The organism is Streptomyces sp. GLSS-08, from assembly GCF_056387915.1.
Map to the genome: position 1 here is coordinate 117148 of NZ_JBWJAQ010000005.1, position 17341 is coordinate 134488.

The window sequence follows — 17341 nt, forward strand, 5'->3', positions numbered from 1 at the left end:
CGGACCCGGTCTCCCCGGGTCCCCGTGCGGACCCGGTCTCCCCGGGTCCCCGTGCGGACCCGGTCTCCCCGGGTCCCCGTGCGGACCCGGTCTCCCCGGGTCCCCGTGCGGACCCGGTCTCCCCGGGTCCCCGCCCGGAGTCGGCCTCCCCGGGCCCACGCGCGGTCACGGTCGGCCCGGCGACCGGCGCGTCGGCCGGCGCCCACGGCGCGGGCGGAGGCGGCGGGTCACCGTCGGTGCGCCGGACCCCGGGGTCCCTTCCCGGGCCGGCGTTCTCGCCCTTCCGGCGTCGGGGGAGCGGCGCCGTGGGGGCCTCCGACGCCGGTGGCGCCTCCCCGCGCAGGGTCGGTCCCACCGCCCCCGGCGTGGACTCCCGCACGCTCACCAGCGCCGCGAACAGGCCGATCAGCGCCAGTAGTTGGGCCACGGGATGGAACGCGCCCCCGTCCGCACCGGGCGGCGCCCCGGCACCCGTGGCCGCGGCGATCCCGGCCCCCGCGAGGGCGAGGAAGGCGACCGGCACGAGCAGGGCGCGCCGCTTCACCGCGAGCAGCGCCAGCAGCGGGACCAGGAGTGCGAAGAACCCGGCGATCACGATGCCCACCAGCGTGAGCGCCACCAGGCCCAGCCAGAGCCCCGGGTTCGGCGGCACGGGCTGCGGCTCGTCCGGGCTGGGTGCGCGCCGGCGCCACAGGACGAGCCCGGCGAGCAGCGCCACGGCGACTCCGCCGCCGATCAGCCCGGCCTCGTAGACCGTCGAGGGCCCGTACGACAGCCTGACGGTGCCGCCCGCGCCGGACGGGATCCGCCAGCCCTGCTGCCAGCCGTCGAGCCGTACCGGCGTGAGTTCCCGGCCGTCGAGCGTCGCCTTCCAGCCGTCGTTGAAGTTCTCGTACGTCGTCAGGTACGAGGCCGCGCCGGAGCCGACGCGCACCTCGCGGCGGTCGCCGAGCCAGTCGCGTACACGCAGCCGACGGCCGGCGGTGGACGCCTCCGCGACCGTCCCGTGGGTCAGCGTCACGTCCGTCACGGTGAGCGGCCCGGCGTCCCCGGCCTCCACCCGGTGGGCGCCGCCGCCCAGTCGCAGCGCCGGATCCGCGTCACCCTCCTGGCAGAGCGTCAGCTCGACCGGGCGGCGCTCGGTCAGATCCCGTACCGTGCCCTTCGCGCTCGTCCCGTACAGCTTGCCGTCGACCGCGAGCACCGGCCCCTTCCCGCAGGGGAGCGAGAACGTCCGGGACGGCGCGGGCTGCCGGGTGCGGTACTGGTCGAGCGCCGGGACGTACGCCTCCGTGAGGCCGACCGGCAGTTGCAGGTCGTCGTCCGCGACCGGGTTGTGGACGGTGAGCGGCGCGGTCTCCGTGACGGTGATGTCGAGCCGGTCGGTGGTGATCGGGTCGAAGCGGGCCCAGCCGTTCTCGTCGACGCCGACCGTCGCCGCGCCGTCCGGTGAACTGATGCTGATCTTCGTGGGCCGGGTGGACAGACCGCCGGCCGGGGCCAGCACGATCGAGCCGACCGCCTGCTTCCCGGGCCAGCTCAGGTGGATGACGGGGCGGTCGCCCGCGATCCACGCCGTCGTCAGGTCGCCGTCGGTCAGGTTGCGCGCCGACAGGCCCGCTCCGAGCCGGGCCGTCGAGTCCGCCGTGGCGGTGATCCGGCTCCGCTGCCCGGGTGCCACCTCGTAGAGCAGCCTGTCGAGTTCCTCGCCGGGCACCGGGACCGCGCTCGCCCGTACCTCGTACGTGCCCGCGGCCGAGGTCGTGAAGCGCCGGTGCAGGCCCGCCTCGGTGCCCGTCGGGGACAGCCCGGTCGGGTCGGACGTGCGGTGCAGCGAGACGATCCCGGCGGCGGCGTCCGAGCCGGCCGCGTCCGTCGGGAGCCGCAGCAGCCGGGTCACCTGCACCTCGGGCAGGTCGATCTCGGAGAAACCGGCGCCGGTGAGCCCGGAGTGCCGCTGGGTGGAGTCGACGATCGTGATCTTCAGCCAGCGCGTGGACCCGGCGCGGGCCCTGACGCGCTGGGTCGTGCCGTCGGGTTCGAGGAAGCTGGTGCGTGCCCCCTGCTCCGTCTCGACCCGCACGCGGGTCGCCGCCGACCGCACCCCGTCCTGCGGCAGCGGGGTCACCCCGAAGGACGACGGCACGTCGACGGAGCCGGTGAAGCCGATCCGCAGCCACTGCCCGTCGGCCGAGCCCGCCGCTCCCTCCGCCCAGGCGGTGTCCGGATTGCCGTCGAAGGCGTTCACGGGGTCGTACTGGGGGAGGTGGAACAGCCAGTTGCCGCTCGACGAGGCGGTCACCGAGCGGGCGCCGCGCAGCACGGCCACCGTCTGGTGGTCCAGGCCACGCGTCGGCAGGATCTGGTGCGGCTTCTCACCCGCGTCCTGCGCGCTGTCGCTGTCGTTGCGCTGGTCGCGGGTGTACGTGTACGAGGTGTTGGAGCCGACCAGGCCGAAGCGGGTGTCGGCCCGCCGCAGCCCGTCGCCGGTGACCTGCACCGGCGGGGTGCCGAGACCGGGGTGGTTGTCACCGGTCAGCACGGTGGCCCGGTTGCGCATCGCGGGGTCGGCGGACAGCGGCAGCAGCGCCTCGGGGCCGCCGGAGACGACGGCGGTGTCGGCGACCGCCCTGAGTCCGGCCTGCCCGGGCCGCGGCACGTCCCGGTCGGCCGGCTCGTAGATCTCGACGGCGCGCTGGCGCGGATACAGGCCCTCGACCTGCAACGGGGTGTCCTCCGCGATCCGGCCGCCGGTCATCACGGGTCCCAGCCCGGCGACCTTCCGGTACCCGGACTGTTCCAGGGTCCGCTTGACCGTCGCGGTGGGGACGTAGCCGAGCTGGTCGGGGTCGAGGTCGTTGCGGACGACGACGTAGTGCAGCCCGGCCCGGCTCAGGAAGTCCGCGAGGCCCGGGACTTCGGCGCCCGTCGCCAGGGACTGCTCGACCGCGTCCATGGCGCGCCGGTTGCCCGCGGTGCCGAAGGGGACGTAGTCCCGCTGCGCCCAGCGGGAGCCGGCGAGGACGTCGAGCGGCTGGTCGATGGGGGAGCCCCAGGTGTAGATGCCGTGCGCGGTGGCCGGGACGACGAGGGCGCGGGAGTCCGGGGAGTACTTCTCCAGCCAGTCGGCGGTGCTCTGCCAGTACCGGGGCAGTTCCCGGAACGAACCCGGGTTCAGGATGGACCCGTTGAGATACGGCAGGGCGAGCCCAGGCAGCACCAGGACCGCTGCGGCCAGCGGGGCGAGACGGCGTCCGCGCACCCGCCGGGCCCCGTGTTCCGAGGAGGCGACGCCCGCCAGATGGGCCAGCCCGAGGACGAGCGTGAGCGCGAGCCCCGTCTGGAACTTGTAGATGTTGCGGAAGGGGACGAGTCCGCCGTTCAGCCAGTCCTGGACGACGCCGTGGAAGGGCGCGCCGAACGAACCGCCGTACCCGGCCAGTGTGATGAGGGCGACCGTCAGCACGGTCAGCACCAGCCACCGGCGCTCGGGCATGTCCCGTCGCGCGAGTCCGGCGAGGCCGAGACCCGCCGCGAGGGCCGAGCAGAGCACCACGAGCACCGAGGAGACGACACTCCACCCGGCCGGCAGCCAGGCCTCGCCGAAGTGCAGATAGGCGACCCAGTTCCCGGCGCCGCGCAGGGTCTCGGTCGCGGACATGGTGGCGGTCGTGGTCTGCGAAGTCTCCACGTAGGGGAGGAAGTTCTCGCCGTAGAGGCCGAGCAGCAGCAGCGGCACCACCCACCAGGCCGTCGCCAGGAGCACCCCCGGTACCCACCAGGCGATCAGCCCGCGCCGCCGCGGCCCGCGCGGGCGCGAGAGGAGGTACAGGCCGACGGGCAGCAGGGACGCGAGCGTCGCCGCCGCGTTCACCCCGCCCATGAACGGGACGACCAGCGCCGAGCGCAGAGCGGCGACCCGGGCCGCGTACCGCTCGTCGGCCAGCGGCAGCAGCACCCACGGCAGGAAGGCGCCGGGGAGCGCGGCGGCCGAGGTGGAGCCGACGACGATGGTGAAGACCGGCCACAGCGCGTACGCCGTCGCGGCGAGCAGCCGGGACGCGGGCGTGCCGACGCGCAGCCGCTCGGCGAGGCGAAGTGCGCCCCAGAACGCGACGGACACCACGACGGACAGCCACAGCCGCTCGGCCAGCCATACCGGGAGGTGGACCAGTTCGCACAGGCCGTAGAACGGCAGCATCGGCCAGGCGTAGCCGACGTACTGGTCCTGGAGGCCGCCGAAGCCGCCCCGGTCGTGCCACAGCTGACCGAGGTCGGAGAGGAACTGCCAGGGGTCGAGCGCGACTCCGAGCTTGGTGTCGAAGGTCGTCCGGCCGGGGTGCACGGCCAGGAACAGCACGAACACCACGACCCAGAACCCCAGCAGCCACCGCCGCGACCGCGGGCCCCGAGGGGGGCCGGCCGCGGTGGTGGCGGGGCGGGTGTCCGCCGGGGGTGGAGCCTGGACCGTGCTCGTCATGGTGGACACCGCCGGAGGATGAGGAGAAGGTTCCAGGTGGCGAACTCACGCAGTCCCGGCGCCTTCGCGACGGCGGACGCGAGGAACGGCCAGTAGCGGGAGCGCGCCGAGACGACGGTGACGTCGTCGCGGGCGCGGACCTGCCGCAGGGTGGATCCGATGTGCACGGCGAAGAGGTTCTCGCCGAGGGTGTGCTTGGGCGCCTTCCCGGTACGGCGCAGGTAGCGGGCACGCGCCCGTTCGGCGCCGAGGTAGTGCCAGGGCGCCCACTCGTGACCGCCCCACGGGGAGTACCAGTTGGTGAAGGACACGTAGATCAGCCCGCCGGGCCGGGTGACCCGCACCATCTCGCTGAGGAAGGTCTGCGGGTCGGCCAAGTGCTCCAGGACGTTGGACGAGAAGCAGACGTCGGCGACCCCGTCGGCCAGCGGCAGCAGATACCCGTCGGCGACGACGGCGCCCTTTGGCGGCTTCTCGCCCAGTTCCGCGGCGTCGGGCTCGAAGAGGTACGCCTGGGCGCCGCGCCGCCGGAACTCGGCGGTGAAGTAGCCGCCCCCGCCGCCGACGTCCACGACGGTACGGCCCTGGAGGGCGCCGTACGCCTCGACCTGGTCGGCGGCGTCGCGGGCGAGCAGCGAGTAGCAGGCGGCGGGGTCGTCCTGCTCGTGCAGGAAGGCCCGGAAGAGGGCGAGGGAGCGGCGTACGGAGGGGTCCTTGAGGCCCGTACCGCTGCCGGTGCCGCTGCCGGTGCCCGTGCCCCGTCCGCCGGTACGGCGCGCTGCTCCGCCGGGGGCCCTCATGGCGTCCAGCCCCTCACCGCCTCCGCGGCCACCGCTCCGAACCGGCGCACCGTGTGGTTCCAGCGGTACCGGGCGGCGTGGTCGCGGGCGGCCCCGCCCATCAGGGCGCGCCGGTCGCCGCTGAGCGCGAGCGTGCACCAGGCGGCGGCGAAGGAGGACTCGCCGCGGGCCAGCACGCCCGTCTCGCCGTCCACCACGGAGTCGCGCAGACCCGGTACGTCGAAGGCGATCGCCGGGGTCTGCCGGGTCGCCGCCTCGGTGACCACCAGGCCCCAGCCCTCGACCGCGGAGGGGTGCAGCAGCAGCCACGCCGCGCACAGCAGCCGGTGCTTCTCGGTCTCGGAGACCCGCCCGGCGAACTCGACGCCCGCCCCGGCGAGCCGTTCCAGCCGCTGCCGCTCCGGGCCCTCGCCGACGATCACCAGCCGGCCGCCGGTGACCGGGCGCACCCGTTCCCACAGCCGCAGCAGCAGGTCGACGCGCTTGTACTCGACGAGGCGGCCCATCGCCAGGAACAGCGGCTCGGGCGAGCGGGGGGCCGGGGGTCCGGGCTCCTCGACCCCGTTGTGCACGACCCGGATCCGGTGCCGCTCGACGCCGATCGCGCGCAGCGACTGTGCCGTCGACGGGGAGACGGCGACCACCAGGTTGCGGCGCTGTGCGCCGGTCAGCGCCCAGTGCTCGAGTCGTCGGCCGAGCCGGGCGGCCGGTGCCAGCGCGCCGCCGAACCGCATCCGCCACAGATCGGTGTGGACGTGGTTGACGAGGCACAGCGTGGGGCCGCGGTGCCACAGCGGGGCCAGGTACGGCATCCCGTTGCACACCTCCACCAGCAGGTCGCAGTCACCGACCTGACGCCGGAAGGCGGACCGGGCGCGCAGATAGTGGCCGAGGTCGCCGCCCGCCGAGACGACCCGGTAGCCGCGGAGGGGGGCCCCACCCGCTCGGGCGGAGCCGGGAGCGGGGGAGGCGGGGCCTCCGCACAGCAGCGTGACCTGGTGGCCGAGCCGGGTGAGTCCCTCGGCCAGCCGGTCGACGAGGAGTTCGGAGCCGCCGGCCGCGGGATTCCCGAGGTCGCGATGAGCGAGGAAGACGATGCGGCGCGGGTGTGGGGGGAGCGCCGGAGGGTACTGCGCGGAACGCGGGAACGCGTCGCGCAGCGAGGAAGGTACGTGCTGGGGCATGGGTGCTCCAACTCGTCTCAGGGTGCGGAACTCGGCGTGGGGGAAGCTGCGTGGAGCGGGTGCCTGTCTCGGTTCTGCGGATCGGGCTCTGGCGTTCAGCCGGGTTCGTGGGGGATTGCGGGGGGCGGTCCGTGGTGGGGTGTGAGCGGGCTGTGTTCGGGTGGGGTGGACAGTTTTCGCCCAGCGGTTCGATGCTGCTACTCACCGACATGACAATTTCCGGGGTTTGTGGAGCTGACGGCACATCACTTCGTGAGGGTCGAAGGGGAGGAGCCGGGCGAATCGGGACGTGCTCGCCCGCGCAGCACCAAAACGGCCCCGGCGGCGGCGAGCAGGAAGCCCAGCACCGCGGAACCCACCGGCAACGTCCGTCCCAGGATGCGCAGTTGGCCGCTCTCGGTCTTCGCCTGCCGCACCTGCTCCCGCTGGGTCTCCGGGGTGAACGCGAGCTTCTCGCTGTCCAGGAGCACCGCCGCGTCCTTCATGGCACCGGGGGCGCGCAGCGTCCTGCGCGGGCCGACCTGCGCGTAGAGCACGCGGCCGGTGCTCTGGTCCACGACGAGTTCGACCAGGTGGTTGGCGTACCACTCCTCGGCGAGGACCTGGCTGCGCCCGGGCAGGCCCACGAGGGCGCCCGGCACGAGGCGGGTCCCGGTCCGGGTCGCGGGCACGGTGCCGGTGAAGCGGTAACCCTCGTACCCCTGGACCTTCCTGGTGTCCCGGTAGTGCAGGGTGACGGTCGCGCCGAGTGAGTTGTCCCACCAGCGGTAGTCGCGTCTTTGCACGTCGAAGGGGAACTTGAGGTAGGCCTCGCCCTCGATGTGCGGCTTCTCCCGGCAGCAGTGCACGGGCGTGTTGGTCCTGCGGTCGGTGACCCACCGGTGCGGCATGAACTCCAGCGCGTCGTGCGGGTCGGCCGCGGGCAGCGACGTGTCCGTGTCGACCGTCGTCGTCACGTCCCAGACCGCCCTGCCGCTGCGCTCGCTGTCGGCGACGTCGCCGCGCACCCGCTGGGTGACGGTGATCCGCCGGCCCGGTACGGTCCTGACCTTCTCGACGTCGAAGACTCTGCCGGTGCCGGTGTAGATCGCGGTGGTGTCGATGTCGACGGGGTTGACGGCGGCGCGCGGCTGCACGTACCACGCGAGCATCGGGGCCAGTACCAGCAGGAAGGTGCCGAGGCCCAGCAGGATCAGGGAGACGGCGAGCGGCGGGTGCGGCCCGAGGGGCCTTCTTGAGGGGTGGCGGTCGGCAGACGGGCGGGCGGTCCGGCGCATCCGGGCACTCCAGTGGCTCGGGTTCGGCTCGGCACACGCGTGGTTCGGGGTGATACGCGCTGATACGCGTGCGTCGACACCAGGAGGGAAAGTGCACGTGCGGTATGGGCCGGGAACCGTAGGCGCACCCTTGACGAAGTGTCAATGCATTGTCGAGACTGGGCACTTGCCGGACGGGGCCGGCGTGGGGCAGGACCGCACGGCCTGGCCGGTGCGGGCGACCGGGGTGGGGACGACCTCCTACAGAGAGGCTGACCCTGCGATGTCCAGACTGCTCGCCGCCGCGCTGACCGTCGTGGCCGCCGCCGCCCTCGCCGTGGGCGTCGCCCTCGGCATCGTGGCGCTGCTCGACGCGACCCCGGACCAGCCGAACAGCCCGCTGATCACGTACGAGCATGCCGCCCGGGAGCGCTGACCGTGACCTCCCGCCCCGGAACGGGAACGGTCACCCCGCGCTCGGCCTGGCGTGACGTTCCGCGCCCGAAGGTACGGCAGTTCGCCGCCCTGGCGATGGCGGAGGCGCCGGTGCTCGCCGAGCAGATCCTGCGCGAGATCCGCCGGGAGTACCCGCAGCTGCCCGTCGTGCTGGACGACTCCGGCGAACCGATGGCGCTGATCGGCATCCGCCGCGCGATCGAGGTCTTCGTCCAGCACCTGGAGACCGCCGAGGGCCGCCCGCGCGTCCATCCCGAGGTCTTCCAGGAGTTCGGCCGCGGGGAGGGCCTGAACGGCCGCAGCCTCGACTCGCTCCAGGCGATCTACCGGCTCGGGGTGCGCCTCGCCTGGCGCCGGTTCGCCGAGATCGGGCAGCGGGTCGAGATCCCGCCGCCGGCGATGTACGAGCTGGTCGACGCGGGCTACGAGTACCTCGACGGGCTGGTCGACCAGTCCGTCCGCGGGTACGCCGAGGCCGCCGCCCGCCAGGCGGGGGAGCGCCTGCGGCTCCAGCGCCGGCTGACGGAGCTGCTCCTCGCCGAGCACAGCCGGGGGGACCCCACCGACGCGCTCGCCGAGCGCGCGGCCCGGATCGGCTGGCCGCTGCCCGCCAGGGTGGCCGTCGGGGTGCTGGTGCGCCCGGCCCGCGAGGCCGTCGCCCCCGCCGTGGGCCAGGGTGTCCTCCTCGACATGGAGTACGAGCAGCCCCGCATGGTCGTACCCGAGCCCGACGCGGCGGGCCGGCCCGAGCTGCTGCACCGCGCGCTCACCGGCTGGGCGGGCGCGATCGGGCCGCCGGTGCCGCTGGTGGACGCGGCGAAGTCGCTGCGCTGGGCGGAGGCGGCGGTACGGCTGATGGAGCGGGGGCTGCTGCCGGGCGGCGAGGTGCTGCACTGCACGGAGCACACCGAGGCGCTGGTTCTCCTCCAGCCCGAGGAGCTCATCGACGACCTCGCGCTGCGCTGCCTGGCTCCCCTCGCGCACTGCGGCCCGACGCACGGCCGCCGCCTCGCGGAGACGATGCTGGCGTGGCTGGAGACCCGCGGCGGCGCCCCCGAGGTCGCCGCCCGGCTCGGGGTCCATCCGCAGACCGTCCGCTACCGCCTCCGCCAGATCAGGGAACTGTGGGGCGACGAGGTCGACGACCCCGACCGCCGGTTCGAACTGGAACTCGTCCTGCGGGCCCAGCGGTTACGGGGCGAGGTGGGGGCACCGCGAGACAGACGGTGACGGTCCCGGCCGGCCCGGACCTCCGCCCGGGCCCTGCTCTCACCCCGCCCATTGCCCGGCCCACCCCACTATGACTAGCCTGTGTTCGTCATCCCGATCGTCTGTTGAAATATCGAACACAAGGGAGGGGCCGCTCGTGGGACGCCTCGTACCTGCCGTGACCCGCGCTCTCGACATACTCGAGCTCTTCCTGGACGGAGACGGCACGCTCTCCGCGCCCGACATCGTGCGCAGACTCCAGCTGCCGCGCACCACCGTGCACGAGCTGGTCACCACGCTCGCCGCCCGCTCGTACATCGTGCAGGTGCCGGGCCAGCCCGGACGCTACCGGCTCGGGGTGCGGCCGTACCAGCTCGGCAGCCGGTACGCCGAGCAGCTGGACCTCGCGGCCGAGGGCCAGCAGGTCGCCCGCTCCGTCGCCGAGACCTGCGACGAGACCGTGCACGTGGCGATCCTGGAGGGCACCGACGTCATCTACATCGCGAAGGTGGACTCCACGCACGCCGTGCGCATGGTCTCCGCCGCCGGGCGCCGGCTGCCCGCGCACTGCACCTCCGTCGGCAAGATGCTGCTCGCCTCGCTCCCCGATTCCGAGCTGAGCTCGCGCGTCCCGGGCGACTCGGCGCTGCCCGCGATGACGCCGAACAGCATCACCGACCCCGCCGTCCTGCGCGAGGCCCTCGCCGAGATCCGCCGGCGCGGTGTCGCCGTGGAGAACCGGGAGTCCAACCCGGACGTCAGCTGCGTCGCGGCCCCGGTACGGGACCGCACGGGGCAGGTCGTCGCCGCGCTCTCCATCTCCGTCCCGATGATCCGCTGGAGCGACGACCGCCTCGGCGAGCTGGAGCAGCTGGCCGCGAAGGGCGCCGCCGAGCTGTCAGAGCGGCTCGGCCACCGGAGCGTGGCATGAGCGCCGAGGTCGCCGTCCGCGCGTACGCGGCCCTCGGCGAGGGGCCGACGTGGGACACCGCCGCGCGGCGGCTGGTCTGGGTCGACATCCTCGGCTCCCGGGTCCACACGTACGACCCGGTGACCGGCCGTGCCACGGTCATGGTCACCGAGCAGCACGTGGGCGCCGCCAAGCCGCGGGCGGGCGGCGGTCTGGTGGTCAACCTCCGCGACGGCGTCGCGCTGTACGGGCCGCCGGACGCCGGGGAGGACTTCCGCTGGCTGCACCGCGAACCCGTCCCCGGCCGCCGCGGCAACGACGCGGCCGTCGCCCCCGACGGCTCGCTGTGGACCGGCACCATGCGCTACGACGAGGCACCGGGCGGCGGCACGCTGTCCCGGATCACCCCCGACGGCACCGTGCGGACCGTCCTCGACGACGTCGCCGTCAGCAACGGCACCGGGTGGAGCCCCGACGGCCGGCTGATGTACTACGTGGACTCGCCTACCCGCAGGATCGACGTCTTCGACGTGGACGATGGGCAACTGCCGCGCGGCAGGCGGCCGTTCGCGATGATCGAGGAGGGCGCCGGCTTCCCCGACGGGCTCACCGTCGACGCCGACGGCTGTGTGTGGGTGGCCCTGTGGGACGGCGGTGCGGTGCGCCGCTATACGCCGTCCGGCGAGCTGGACCGGGTCGTGGAGCTGCCGGTTCCGCGTCCCACCGCCTGCGCGTTCGGCGGGGAGGGCCTGACCGACCTGTACATCACCACGGCCCGTACGGGACTTCGGGCGCCGCACCCGCTGTGCGGTTCGGTGCTGGTGGTCCCCGGCGCCGGGAAGGGGCTGCCGCAGCCCGCGTTCGCCGGCTAGTCCGGCCGGTCCGTCTGCTCCGAGCCCCCGCCCGGCACCGCCCGGGCGGGGGCTCCGGCATGTCCGCCGTGCCCGCTCCGCGTCCACCCCACCCCGCCCACCCCGCCCGCCCCGCCGTGCCCAACGTCCGGTATCCCGCACGTTGTTCGGGAGTTCTGCGCAAAGCATTGACGCGCACGCGCTTCGAATTTACGGTCCCGTTCGAAGTTACGAGCACCTGACGAAATCTCGAACAGTTAGGGCAGGGCATGGGACGACCTGGCCTGAATCGCAGGCACATCCTGACGGGACTGGGCGGGCTGACGGTCGCGGGAAGCCTCGGCTTCGCCGCGCTCGGCACCGGCGCGGACGCACTCGCCTCCGACGCGAGCACACGCGTCCGCTACTGGAACCTCTTCAGCGGCGGCGACGGGTACAACATGATCGCGATGCTGGACGCCTTCCGTAAGGCGAATCCGGCCATCGACGTGAAGGACTCCACCCTCCAGTGGGGCAATCCCTACTACACAAAACTCGCCATGGCGGCCTCCGGGAGCCGGGCGCCCGACCTCAGCGTCATGCACCTGGGGCGCGTCGCCGGCTTCGCGCCGGGCCGGCTCCTGGACCCCTGGGACACGGAACTGCTCGCCAGGTACGGCATCCGCGAGGAGGACTTCAACCCGGCGCTGTGGAAACGCGCCGTCGTCGACGGAAAGCTCTACGCGCTCCCGCTCGACATCCACGCCCAGCTGACCTTCTACCGCAAGGACGTCCTGAAGAAGGCGGGCCTCCTCGGCGACGACGGCCGGATCGTGCCGATCACCTCCACGAAGGAGTGGTTCGACGCGCTCAGGACGGCGAGGAAGGCCACCAGGCGGGGCCTGCAGACCATCGGCGTCCACGCCAACGACCAGAACTTCGCCTGGTGGTTCTTCGTCACCTTCTACGCCCAGCTCGGCGGGGACTACTTCGATCCGGCGATGACGGACGTCGTCTTCGACGAGGACAGGGCGACCGAGGTCCTGGAGTTCCTGCGCCGGCACGTCACCGACGGGTACGCCGTCGCCGGAGCGGCCGACGCCGAGCAGTTCATGAACGGCTCGCCGTTCGTCTGGGAGGGCAACTGGTCCGTGCCCGTCTACTCCGGCGCGAAGATCGAGTACGGCGCGAGCCCGCTGCCCGCCGTCTTCGGCAGGCAGGCCACCCACGCCGAGTCGCACGCCTTCGTCCTGCCGCACCAGTCGGCCCGCGGCGGCGCCGCGAACGAGGCGGCGCACGAGCTGGCCGCCTACATCGTCAAGAACGCCGTCGCCTGGGCGGCCGGCGGCCACATCCCCGCGTACACGCCGACCCTCGAATCGGCCGCCTACCGCAAGCTCACCCCGCAGAGCGAGTACGTCTCGGCCATGGACCACCAGGCCACCGAGCCCAAGGCGTGGTTCGCGGGCTCCACCGGCACGCTCGCCGCCCGCATCGGACCCGTCGTCGCCTCCTCCAACCTCGGCTCCACGAAACCGGCCGCGGCCGCGCACCGCATGAGGAACGTGCTCGAACAGCTGCTGGCCATGAAGAACCCGATGGACGGCCGGACCGCCGCGCAGGGAGGGGCCGCATGACGACGACCAGTGCCGGGGCCGCGCTCGCCCCCGCCCCGCAGTCGGTACGTTCCACCGGCGCCGGGGACACGGACAGCGTCCGGGCCCGCTTCGGCCGGGGACTCCAGCACGGCGGCTGGTTCGTCGCGCCGTTCCTCGCGCTGTTCGGCCTGTTCGTGATCTGGCCGGTCCTGCGGGGCGTCTACCTGAGCTTCACCGACGCCAACGTCTCGGGCGCCGGGGCGAGTTTCGTCGGCTGGGACAACTACCGCGAGGCGTTCGACGACCCGCTGGTGTGGGACTCCCTCGGCCACAGCGCCTACTTCACGCTGCTGGTGGTGCCCTGCATCACCGTCCTCGCCTTCGCGATGGCGATGCTCGCCCACCACATCGAGCGGGCCAAGTGGCTGTGGCGGCTGTGCTTCTTCGCCCCGTTCCTGCTGCCGTCCACGGTCGCGGGGAACCTGTGGCAGTGGCTGTTCAACCCCGGCACCGGCATGGTCAACCACGTCCTCGGCACCGACACCCCCTGGCTCACCGAGAAGTCCACGGCGATGCTCGCCGTCGTCATCACCACCCTCTGGTGGACCGTCGGCTTCAGTTTCCTGCTCTACCTCGCCGCCCTCCAGGGCATCCCCGCGCACCTCTACGAAGCGGCCAAGCTGGACGGCGCGAACGCCTGGCACCGCATGGTGCACATCACCCTGCCGATGCTGCGCAACATCACAGGACTCGTCGTCGCCCTCCAGATCCTCGCCTCGCTCCAGGTCTTCGACCAGGCCGTCGTCATCTACGACTTCGGCCCCGGGCCCGAGGAAAGCACCCGCACCTTCGTCCAGTACACCCTCGAAGAGGGCTTCACCAGCTACCGCGTGGGCTACGCCTCCGCGATCTCCATCATCTTCTTCGTGATCATCGCGTCCGTCGCCGTCGGCCGGATGTGGCTGCTGCGCAAGCGTGAGGAGGGCGTGCGATGACCGCCACGCAGATACGGGCGAGGGCCGGCTCCCGGCCCCGGAGGCCCTGGACCGCCAGTCAGATCGTCCTGACCCTGCTCGGGGTGGCCCTGTCCGCGGTGTGGACGGCCCCCCTGGCCTGGGCCCTGTTCACCTCGCTCAAGTCGGAGACCGAGGCCGTCGAGGTGCCGCCGCACTGGCTGCCGGAGGTGTGGACGACCCAGGCGTGGTCGGCGATCTTCGAGACCGGGAACATCACCAACTGGTTCATCAACTCGCTCGTCGTGTCCGTCTGCGTCACGGCCGTCGTGCTGCTGGTCAGCGCGCTCGCCGGCTACGGCTTCGCGCGCACCGAGTTCCGCTTCAAGGGCCCGCTGCTGGGGCTCGTCATGCTGGGCCTCATGGTGTCGCCCGCCGTCCTCGGCGTGCCGCTGTTCACCACCGTCCAGCAGATGGGGATGGTCGACACCTACTGGGGCATGATCCTGCCGCAGTGCGCGCCCGCCGCGATGGTCTACATCCTCTACAAGTTCTTCCAGGGCATCCCGCGCGAGCTGGAGGAAGCGGCGTTCATCGACGGGGCGGGCCGCTGGCGGGTCTTCTTCACCATCATCGTGCCGCTGTCGCGCCCGTCCCTCTCCGCGGTCGGCATCTTCACCTTCATCGCGTCCTGGAACAACTTCCTGTGGCCGTACATGGTGACCAACAACCCCGACCTGATGACCATGCCGAACGGCATCGCGACCGTCATGAACTCCTACGGCATCCAGTGGGCCCAGCTCATGGCCGGCGGTCTGATGGCCGGACTCCCGCTCGTCCTCGTCTTCGTCTTCTTCCAGCGCCAGATCGTCGCGGGCGTCGCCCACACGGGACTGGCGGGCCAGTGAGCATCCACACCACGCCGGCGGCCCTGCTGACGGCGGCGGCTCCCACCCTCCGACGACACAAGAACACCCGTCCGAAAGGCGACCATGCACGACACGGCACGCTTCACCCTCGATCCCGCCTTCACCGTCGGTGAGGTGAACCCCCGGGTCTTCGGCTCGTTCGTGGAACACCTCGGCCGCTGCGTCTACACCGGCATCCACGAGCCCGGGCACCCCACCGCCGACGAGGCGGGCCTCCGCCAGGACGTCCTCGACCTGGTGAGGGAACTCGGCGTCACCGCGATCCGCTACCCCGGCGGCAACTTCGTCTCCGGCTACAAGTGGGAGGACTCGGTGGGCCCCGTCGAGGACCGGCCCCGCCGGCTCGACCTCGCCTGGCGCTCCACCGAGACCAACCGCTTCGGCCTGTCCGAGTACATCGCCTTCCTGAAGAAGATCGGCCCGCAGGCCGAGCCGATGATGGCCGTCAACCTCGGCACACGCGGCGTCGCCGAGGCACTCGAACTCCAGGAGTACGCCAACCACCCGGCCGGCACCGCGCTGTCCGACCTGCGGGCGGCGCACGGCGACAAGGACCCGTTCGGCATCCGGATGTGGTGCCTCGGCAACGAGATGGACGGGCCCTGGCAGACCGGGCACAAGACCGCCGAGGAGTACGGACGCCTCGCCGCCGAGACGGCCCGCGCGATGCGGCAGATCGACAAGGACGTGGAACTGGTCGCCTGCGGTTCCTCGGGCCAGAGCATGGAGACGTTCGCCGCGTGGGAGGCGACCGTGCTCCAGGAGACGTACGACCTGGTCGACTACATATCCCTGCACGCCTACTACGAGGAACTCGACGGCGACCGCGACTCGTTCCTCGCGTCGGCCGTCGACATGGAGTCCTTCATCGACAACGTGGTGGCGACCTGCGACCACGTCGGCGCCCGCCTGAAGTCGAAGAAGAAGATCAACCTCTCCTTCGACGAGTGGAACGTCTGGTACCTCTCCCGGGCGGACGCCGAGGTCAGCCGGGCCGACTGGGCCGAGGCGCCGCGCCTCCTGGAGGACCGGTACACCGTCACGGACGCCGTGGTCTTCGGCTCCCTGCTCATCGCGCTGCTGCGGCACGCGGACCGGGTGACCGTCGCCTGCCTCGCCCAGCTCGTCAACGTCATCGCGCCGATCATGACGGAGCCCGGCGGCCCGGCCTGGCGGCAGACCACGTTCTTCCCCTTCGCCCAGGCCTCGAAGTACGGGCGCGGCCGGGTCCTCGACGTCCGGGTGGACTCCCCGGTGTACGAGACGAGCAAGTACGGCGAGGCCGACCTGCTGCACGCCACGGCGGTGCGCGCCGAGGACGGCTCCGTCACCGTCTTCGCGGTGAACCGCAGCCAGCGCGAACCGCTGCCCCTCGAAGTCGCCCTGCACGGGCTGCGGCTGACCTCGGTCGTCGAGCACAGCGCGCTGGCGGACGCCGACCCGGAGGCCAGGAACACCCTCGACGAGCCCGACCGGGTGACGCCGCACCCGGTCGGGGGGACCACCCTGCGGGACGGCACGCTGCACGCCGTGCTGGAGCCGCTGTCCTGGAACGTGATCCGGCTGGCCTGACCCCCGGACACCGGCCGGCGGAGCCCGCCACCGTCAGGCGGACTCCGCCGGCCGCGACATGAACGCGGCCCAGGCGGCCGGGGAGAGCGCGAGCCGGGCCCCCTGCGGGTCCTTGGAGTCACGGACGTGGATGGTGGCGGGGGTGAGGGCGACCTCTACGCAGTCGCCGTCGCCGCTGCTGCTGTACGTCGACTTGCGCCATGCGATGGCGATCTCGACGCAGTCCCCCGAACCACTGCTGCTGTAGCTGGACTTGAACCAGGTCAGTTCGCTGGTGCTCATAAGGCTCCTCGCATCCGCTGCAACAGGCTCACCGAGTCTTCGAAGGTGAGAGCTTGCGAACGCATCCTGGCATACCGCTTTTGGAGGACGCTGACGATCTTCCGGTCGGAGAGCAACTGGCCGCTTTCCGGGGCCTCGGTATAGGCGAACCACCTGTTGTCCGGGGTTTCCAGCAACTGCATGGGGCCGTGCAGCCCGGCATGCGACTCCCGCGCCAGTGGCATGAGCTGGATCTCGACGTTCCGCAGCTCGGAGATCTCCACTACGTGATCGATGAGCGCTCGCGTCACTGCTGTGCCGCCTGTGTGCCGAAGGAACATGTGCTCCTCGATAATGAAGCTGAAACCGGTGTTCGGGCGGTTGCGCAGCAGCAGTTGACGATCGGCCCGCGCCACCCACTGCGCCTCGATCTGCTGGTCGTCCAGCGCCGGTAACTCGTCGGCGAAGAGTTGCCGCGCGTAGGCTTCCGTCTGAAGCAACCCCGGAATCATCCGGCACTCGTAGGTGCACAGCGCGATCGCCGCCGCTTCCATCCGCGCCCACTGCCGGAACCACGCCGCCAGTCCCGGTTGGCGTGCCAGGTGCCCCGCCGCCTTCCGTAACGCGCCCGTGTTGCCCAGTACCGCCTCCGCGCGGTCGACCAGCGCCGGGTCCGGCATCCGGCGGCCCAACTCCACCGACGCCACCGTGTGTTTGGAGAACCGGACCAGGTCCGCGAACTCCTCCCGGCTCAGTCCCGCATGCTCGCGCAACGCCTGGACGACCGCTCCGAACGTCCGCAGACTGTCGGACGACTCCGGCTCGCTCCCGCCCGCACCCACCGCTCCATCGACCACCACCGGTCACCTCCCGCGCCCATGGTCACGGGCAGTCACCGGTACT

The 17341-nt window shown here is 72.5% G+C and carries 14 protein-coding genes; 8 read left to right on the forward strand and 6 right to left on the reverse strand.

Features of this window, described 5'->3' with window-relative positions:
* From AC0ZLC_RS10810 to pgfA, 4 genes are all read right to left on the reverse strand, one after another.
* On the reverse strand, positions 1-4480 hold a 4480-nt coding region (locus AC0ZLC_RS10810; RefSeq protein WP_476751922.1), incomplete at its 3' end, for an alpha-(1->3)-arabinofuranosyltransferase.
* Positions 4477-5280, reverse strand: coding sequence for a class I SAM-dependent methyltransferase (locus AC0ZLC_RS10815; protein ID WP_476751691.1), 804 nt, complete (start codon positions 5278-5280; stop codon positions 4477-4479). The genes AC0ZLC_RS10815 and AC0ZLC_RS10810, both read right to left, overlap by 4 nt.
* On the reverse strand, positions 5277-6464 hold the full coding sequence (locus AC0ZLC_RS10820) for a glycosyltransferase family 4 protein (protein ID WP_476751692.1): 1188 nt from the start codon (positions 6462-6464) through the stop codon (positions 5277-5279). The genes AC0ZLC_RS10815 and AC0ZLC_RS10820 overlap by 4 nt, the downstream gene beginning before the upstream one ends.
* 245 nt (positions 6465-6709) lie before the next feature.
* Positions 6710-7741, reverse strand: a complete 1032-nt coding sequence (gene pgfA / locus AC0ZLC_RS10825) for a cell envelope lipid trafficking protein PgfA (protein ID WP_476751693.1) — start codon at positions 7739-7741, stop codon at positions 6710-6712.
* Between the two features lie 262 nt (positions 7742-8003).
* Between pgfA and AC0ZLC_RS10830 the strand changes: the two genes are divergently transcribed.
* The 8 genes from AC0ZLC_RS10830 to arfA all read left to right on the forward strand — a co-directional run bounded on the left by AC0ZLC_RS10830 (position 8004) and on the right by arfA (position 16177).
* The gene (locus tag AC0ZLC_RS10830) at positions 8004-8156 is read left to right on the forward strand and encodes a hypothetical protein (protein WP_476751694.1); all 153 of its coding nucleotides are present in this window, start codon (positions 8004-8006) and stop codon (positions 8154-8156) included.
* 2 nt (positions 8157-8158) lie between these two features.
* Complete coding sequence (locus AC0ZLC_RS10835) at positions 8159-9406, forward strand: PucR-like N-terminal domain-containing protein (protein WP_476751695.1); 1248 nt, start codon at positions 8159-8161, stop codon at positions 9404-9406.
* A 136-nt stretch (positions 9407-9542) separates the two neighbouring features.
* On the forward strand, positions 9543-10316 hold the full coding sequence (locus AC0ZLC_RS10840; protein ID WP_476751696.1) for an IclR family transcriptional regulator: 774 nt from the start codon (positions 9543-9545) through the stop codon (positions 10314-10316).
* The gene (locus AC0ZLC_RS10845) at positions 10313-11167 is read left to right on the forward strand and encodes an SMP-30/gluconolactonase/LRE family protein (protein WP_476751697.1); all 855 of its coding nucleotides are present in this window, start codon (positions 10313-10315) and stop codon (positions 11165-11167) included. Before AC0ZLC_RS10840 ends, AC0ZLC_RS10845 begins: the two co-directional genes overlap by 4 nt.
* A 248-nt stretch (positions 11168-11415) precedes the next feature.
* Complete coding sequence (locus AC0ZLC_RS10850; RefSeq protein ID WP_476751698.1) at positions 11416-12762, forward strand: extracellular solute-binding protein; 1347 nt, start codon at positions 11416-11418, stop codon at positions 12760-12762.
* Complete coding sequence (locus AC0ZLC_RS10855) at positions 12759-13718, forward strand: carbohydrate ABC transporter permease (RefSeq protein WP_476751699.1); 960 nt, start codon at positions 12759-12761, stop codon at positions 13716-13718. The genes AC0ZLC_RS10850 and AC0ZLC_RS10855 overlap by 4 nt, the downstream gene beginning before the upstream one ends.
* Entirely contained in the window at positions 13715-14584 is an 870-nt protein-coding gene (locus AC0ZLC_RS10860; protein ID WP_476751700.1) for a carbohydrate ABC transporter permease, read from the forward strand. Before AC0ZLC_RS10855 ends, AC0ZLC_RS10860 begins: the two co-directional genes overlap by 4 nt.
* A gap of 84 nt (positions 14585-14668) precedes the next feature.
* Entirely contained in the window at positions 14669-16177 is a 1509-nt protein-coding gene (gene arfA, locus AC0ZLC_RS10865) for an arabinosylfuranosidase ArfA (protein ID WP_476751701.1), read from the forward strand.
* Positions 16178-16210: 33 nt separating this feature from the next.
* On the opposite strand, the gene AC0ZLC_RS10870 is transcribed toward arfA, so the two are convergent.
* Together AC0ZLC_RS10870 and AC0ZLC_RS10875 are read right to left on the reverse strand one after the other, a co-directional pair.
* Positions 16211-16459: a DUF397 domain-containing protein gene (locus AC0ZLC_RS10870; RefSeq protein ID WP_476751702.1), complete on the reverse strand. Its 249-nt coding sequence runs from the start codon at positions 16457-16459 to the stop codon at positions 16211-16213.
* On the reverse strand, positions 16456-17295 hold the full coding sequence (locus AC0ZLC_RS10875) for a helix-turn-helix domain-containing protein (protein WP_476751923.1): 840 nt from the start codon (positions 17293-17295) through the stop codon (positions 16456-16458). Before AC0ZLC_RS10875 ends, AC0ZLC_RS10870 begins: the two co-directional genes overlap by 4 nt.
* Positions 17296-17341 lie beyond the last annotated feature (46 nt).

Excerpts from the sequence above, each read along its gene's own strand:
- AC0ZLC_RS10815 (WP_476751691.1), bottom strand. The coding sequence starts at position 5,280 with ATGAGGGCCCCCGGCGGAGCAGCGCGCCGTACCGGCGGACGGGGCACG.
- AC0ZLC_RS10820 (WP_476751692.1), bottom strand. The coding sequence starts at position 6,464 with ATGCCCCAGCACGTACCTTCCTCGCTGCGCGACGCGTTCCCGCGTTCC.
- pgfA (WP_476751693.1), bottom strand. The coding sequence starts at position 7,741 with ATGCGCCGGACCGCCCGCCCGTCTGCCGACCGCCACCCCTCAAGAAGG.
- AC0ZLC_RS10830 (WP_476751694.1), top strand. The coding sequence starts at position 8,004 with ATGTCCAGACTGCTCGCCGCCGCGCTGACCGTCGTGGCCGCCGCCGCC.
- AC0ZLC_RS10845 (WP_476751697.1), top strand. The coding sequence starts at position 10,313 with ATGAGCGCCGAGGTCGCCGTCCGCGCGTACGCGGCCCTCGGCGAGGGG.
- AC0ZLC_RS10850 (WP_476751698.1), top strand. The coding sequence starts at position 11,416 with ATGGGACGACCTGGCCTGAATCGCAGGCACATCCTGACGGGACTGGGC.
- AC0ZLC_RS10855 (WP_476751699.1), top strand. The coding sequence starts at position 12,759 with ATGACGACGACCAGTGCCGGGGCCGCGCTCGCCCCCGCCCCGCAGTCG.
- AC0ZLC_RS10860 (WP_476751700.1), top strand. The coding sequence starts at position 13,715 with ATGACCGCCACGCAGATACGGGCGAGGGCCGGCTCCCGGCCCCGGAGG.
- arfA (WP_476751701.1), top strand. The coding sequence starts at position 14,669 with ATGCACGACACGGCACGCTTCACCCTCGATCCCGCCTTCACCGTCGGT.
- AC0ZLC_RS10870 (WP_476751702.1), bottom strand. The coding sequence starts at position 16,459 with ATGAGCACCAGCGAACTGACCTGGTTCAAGTCCAGCTACAGCAGCAGT.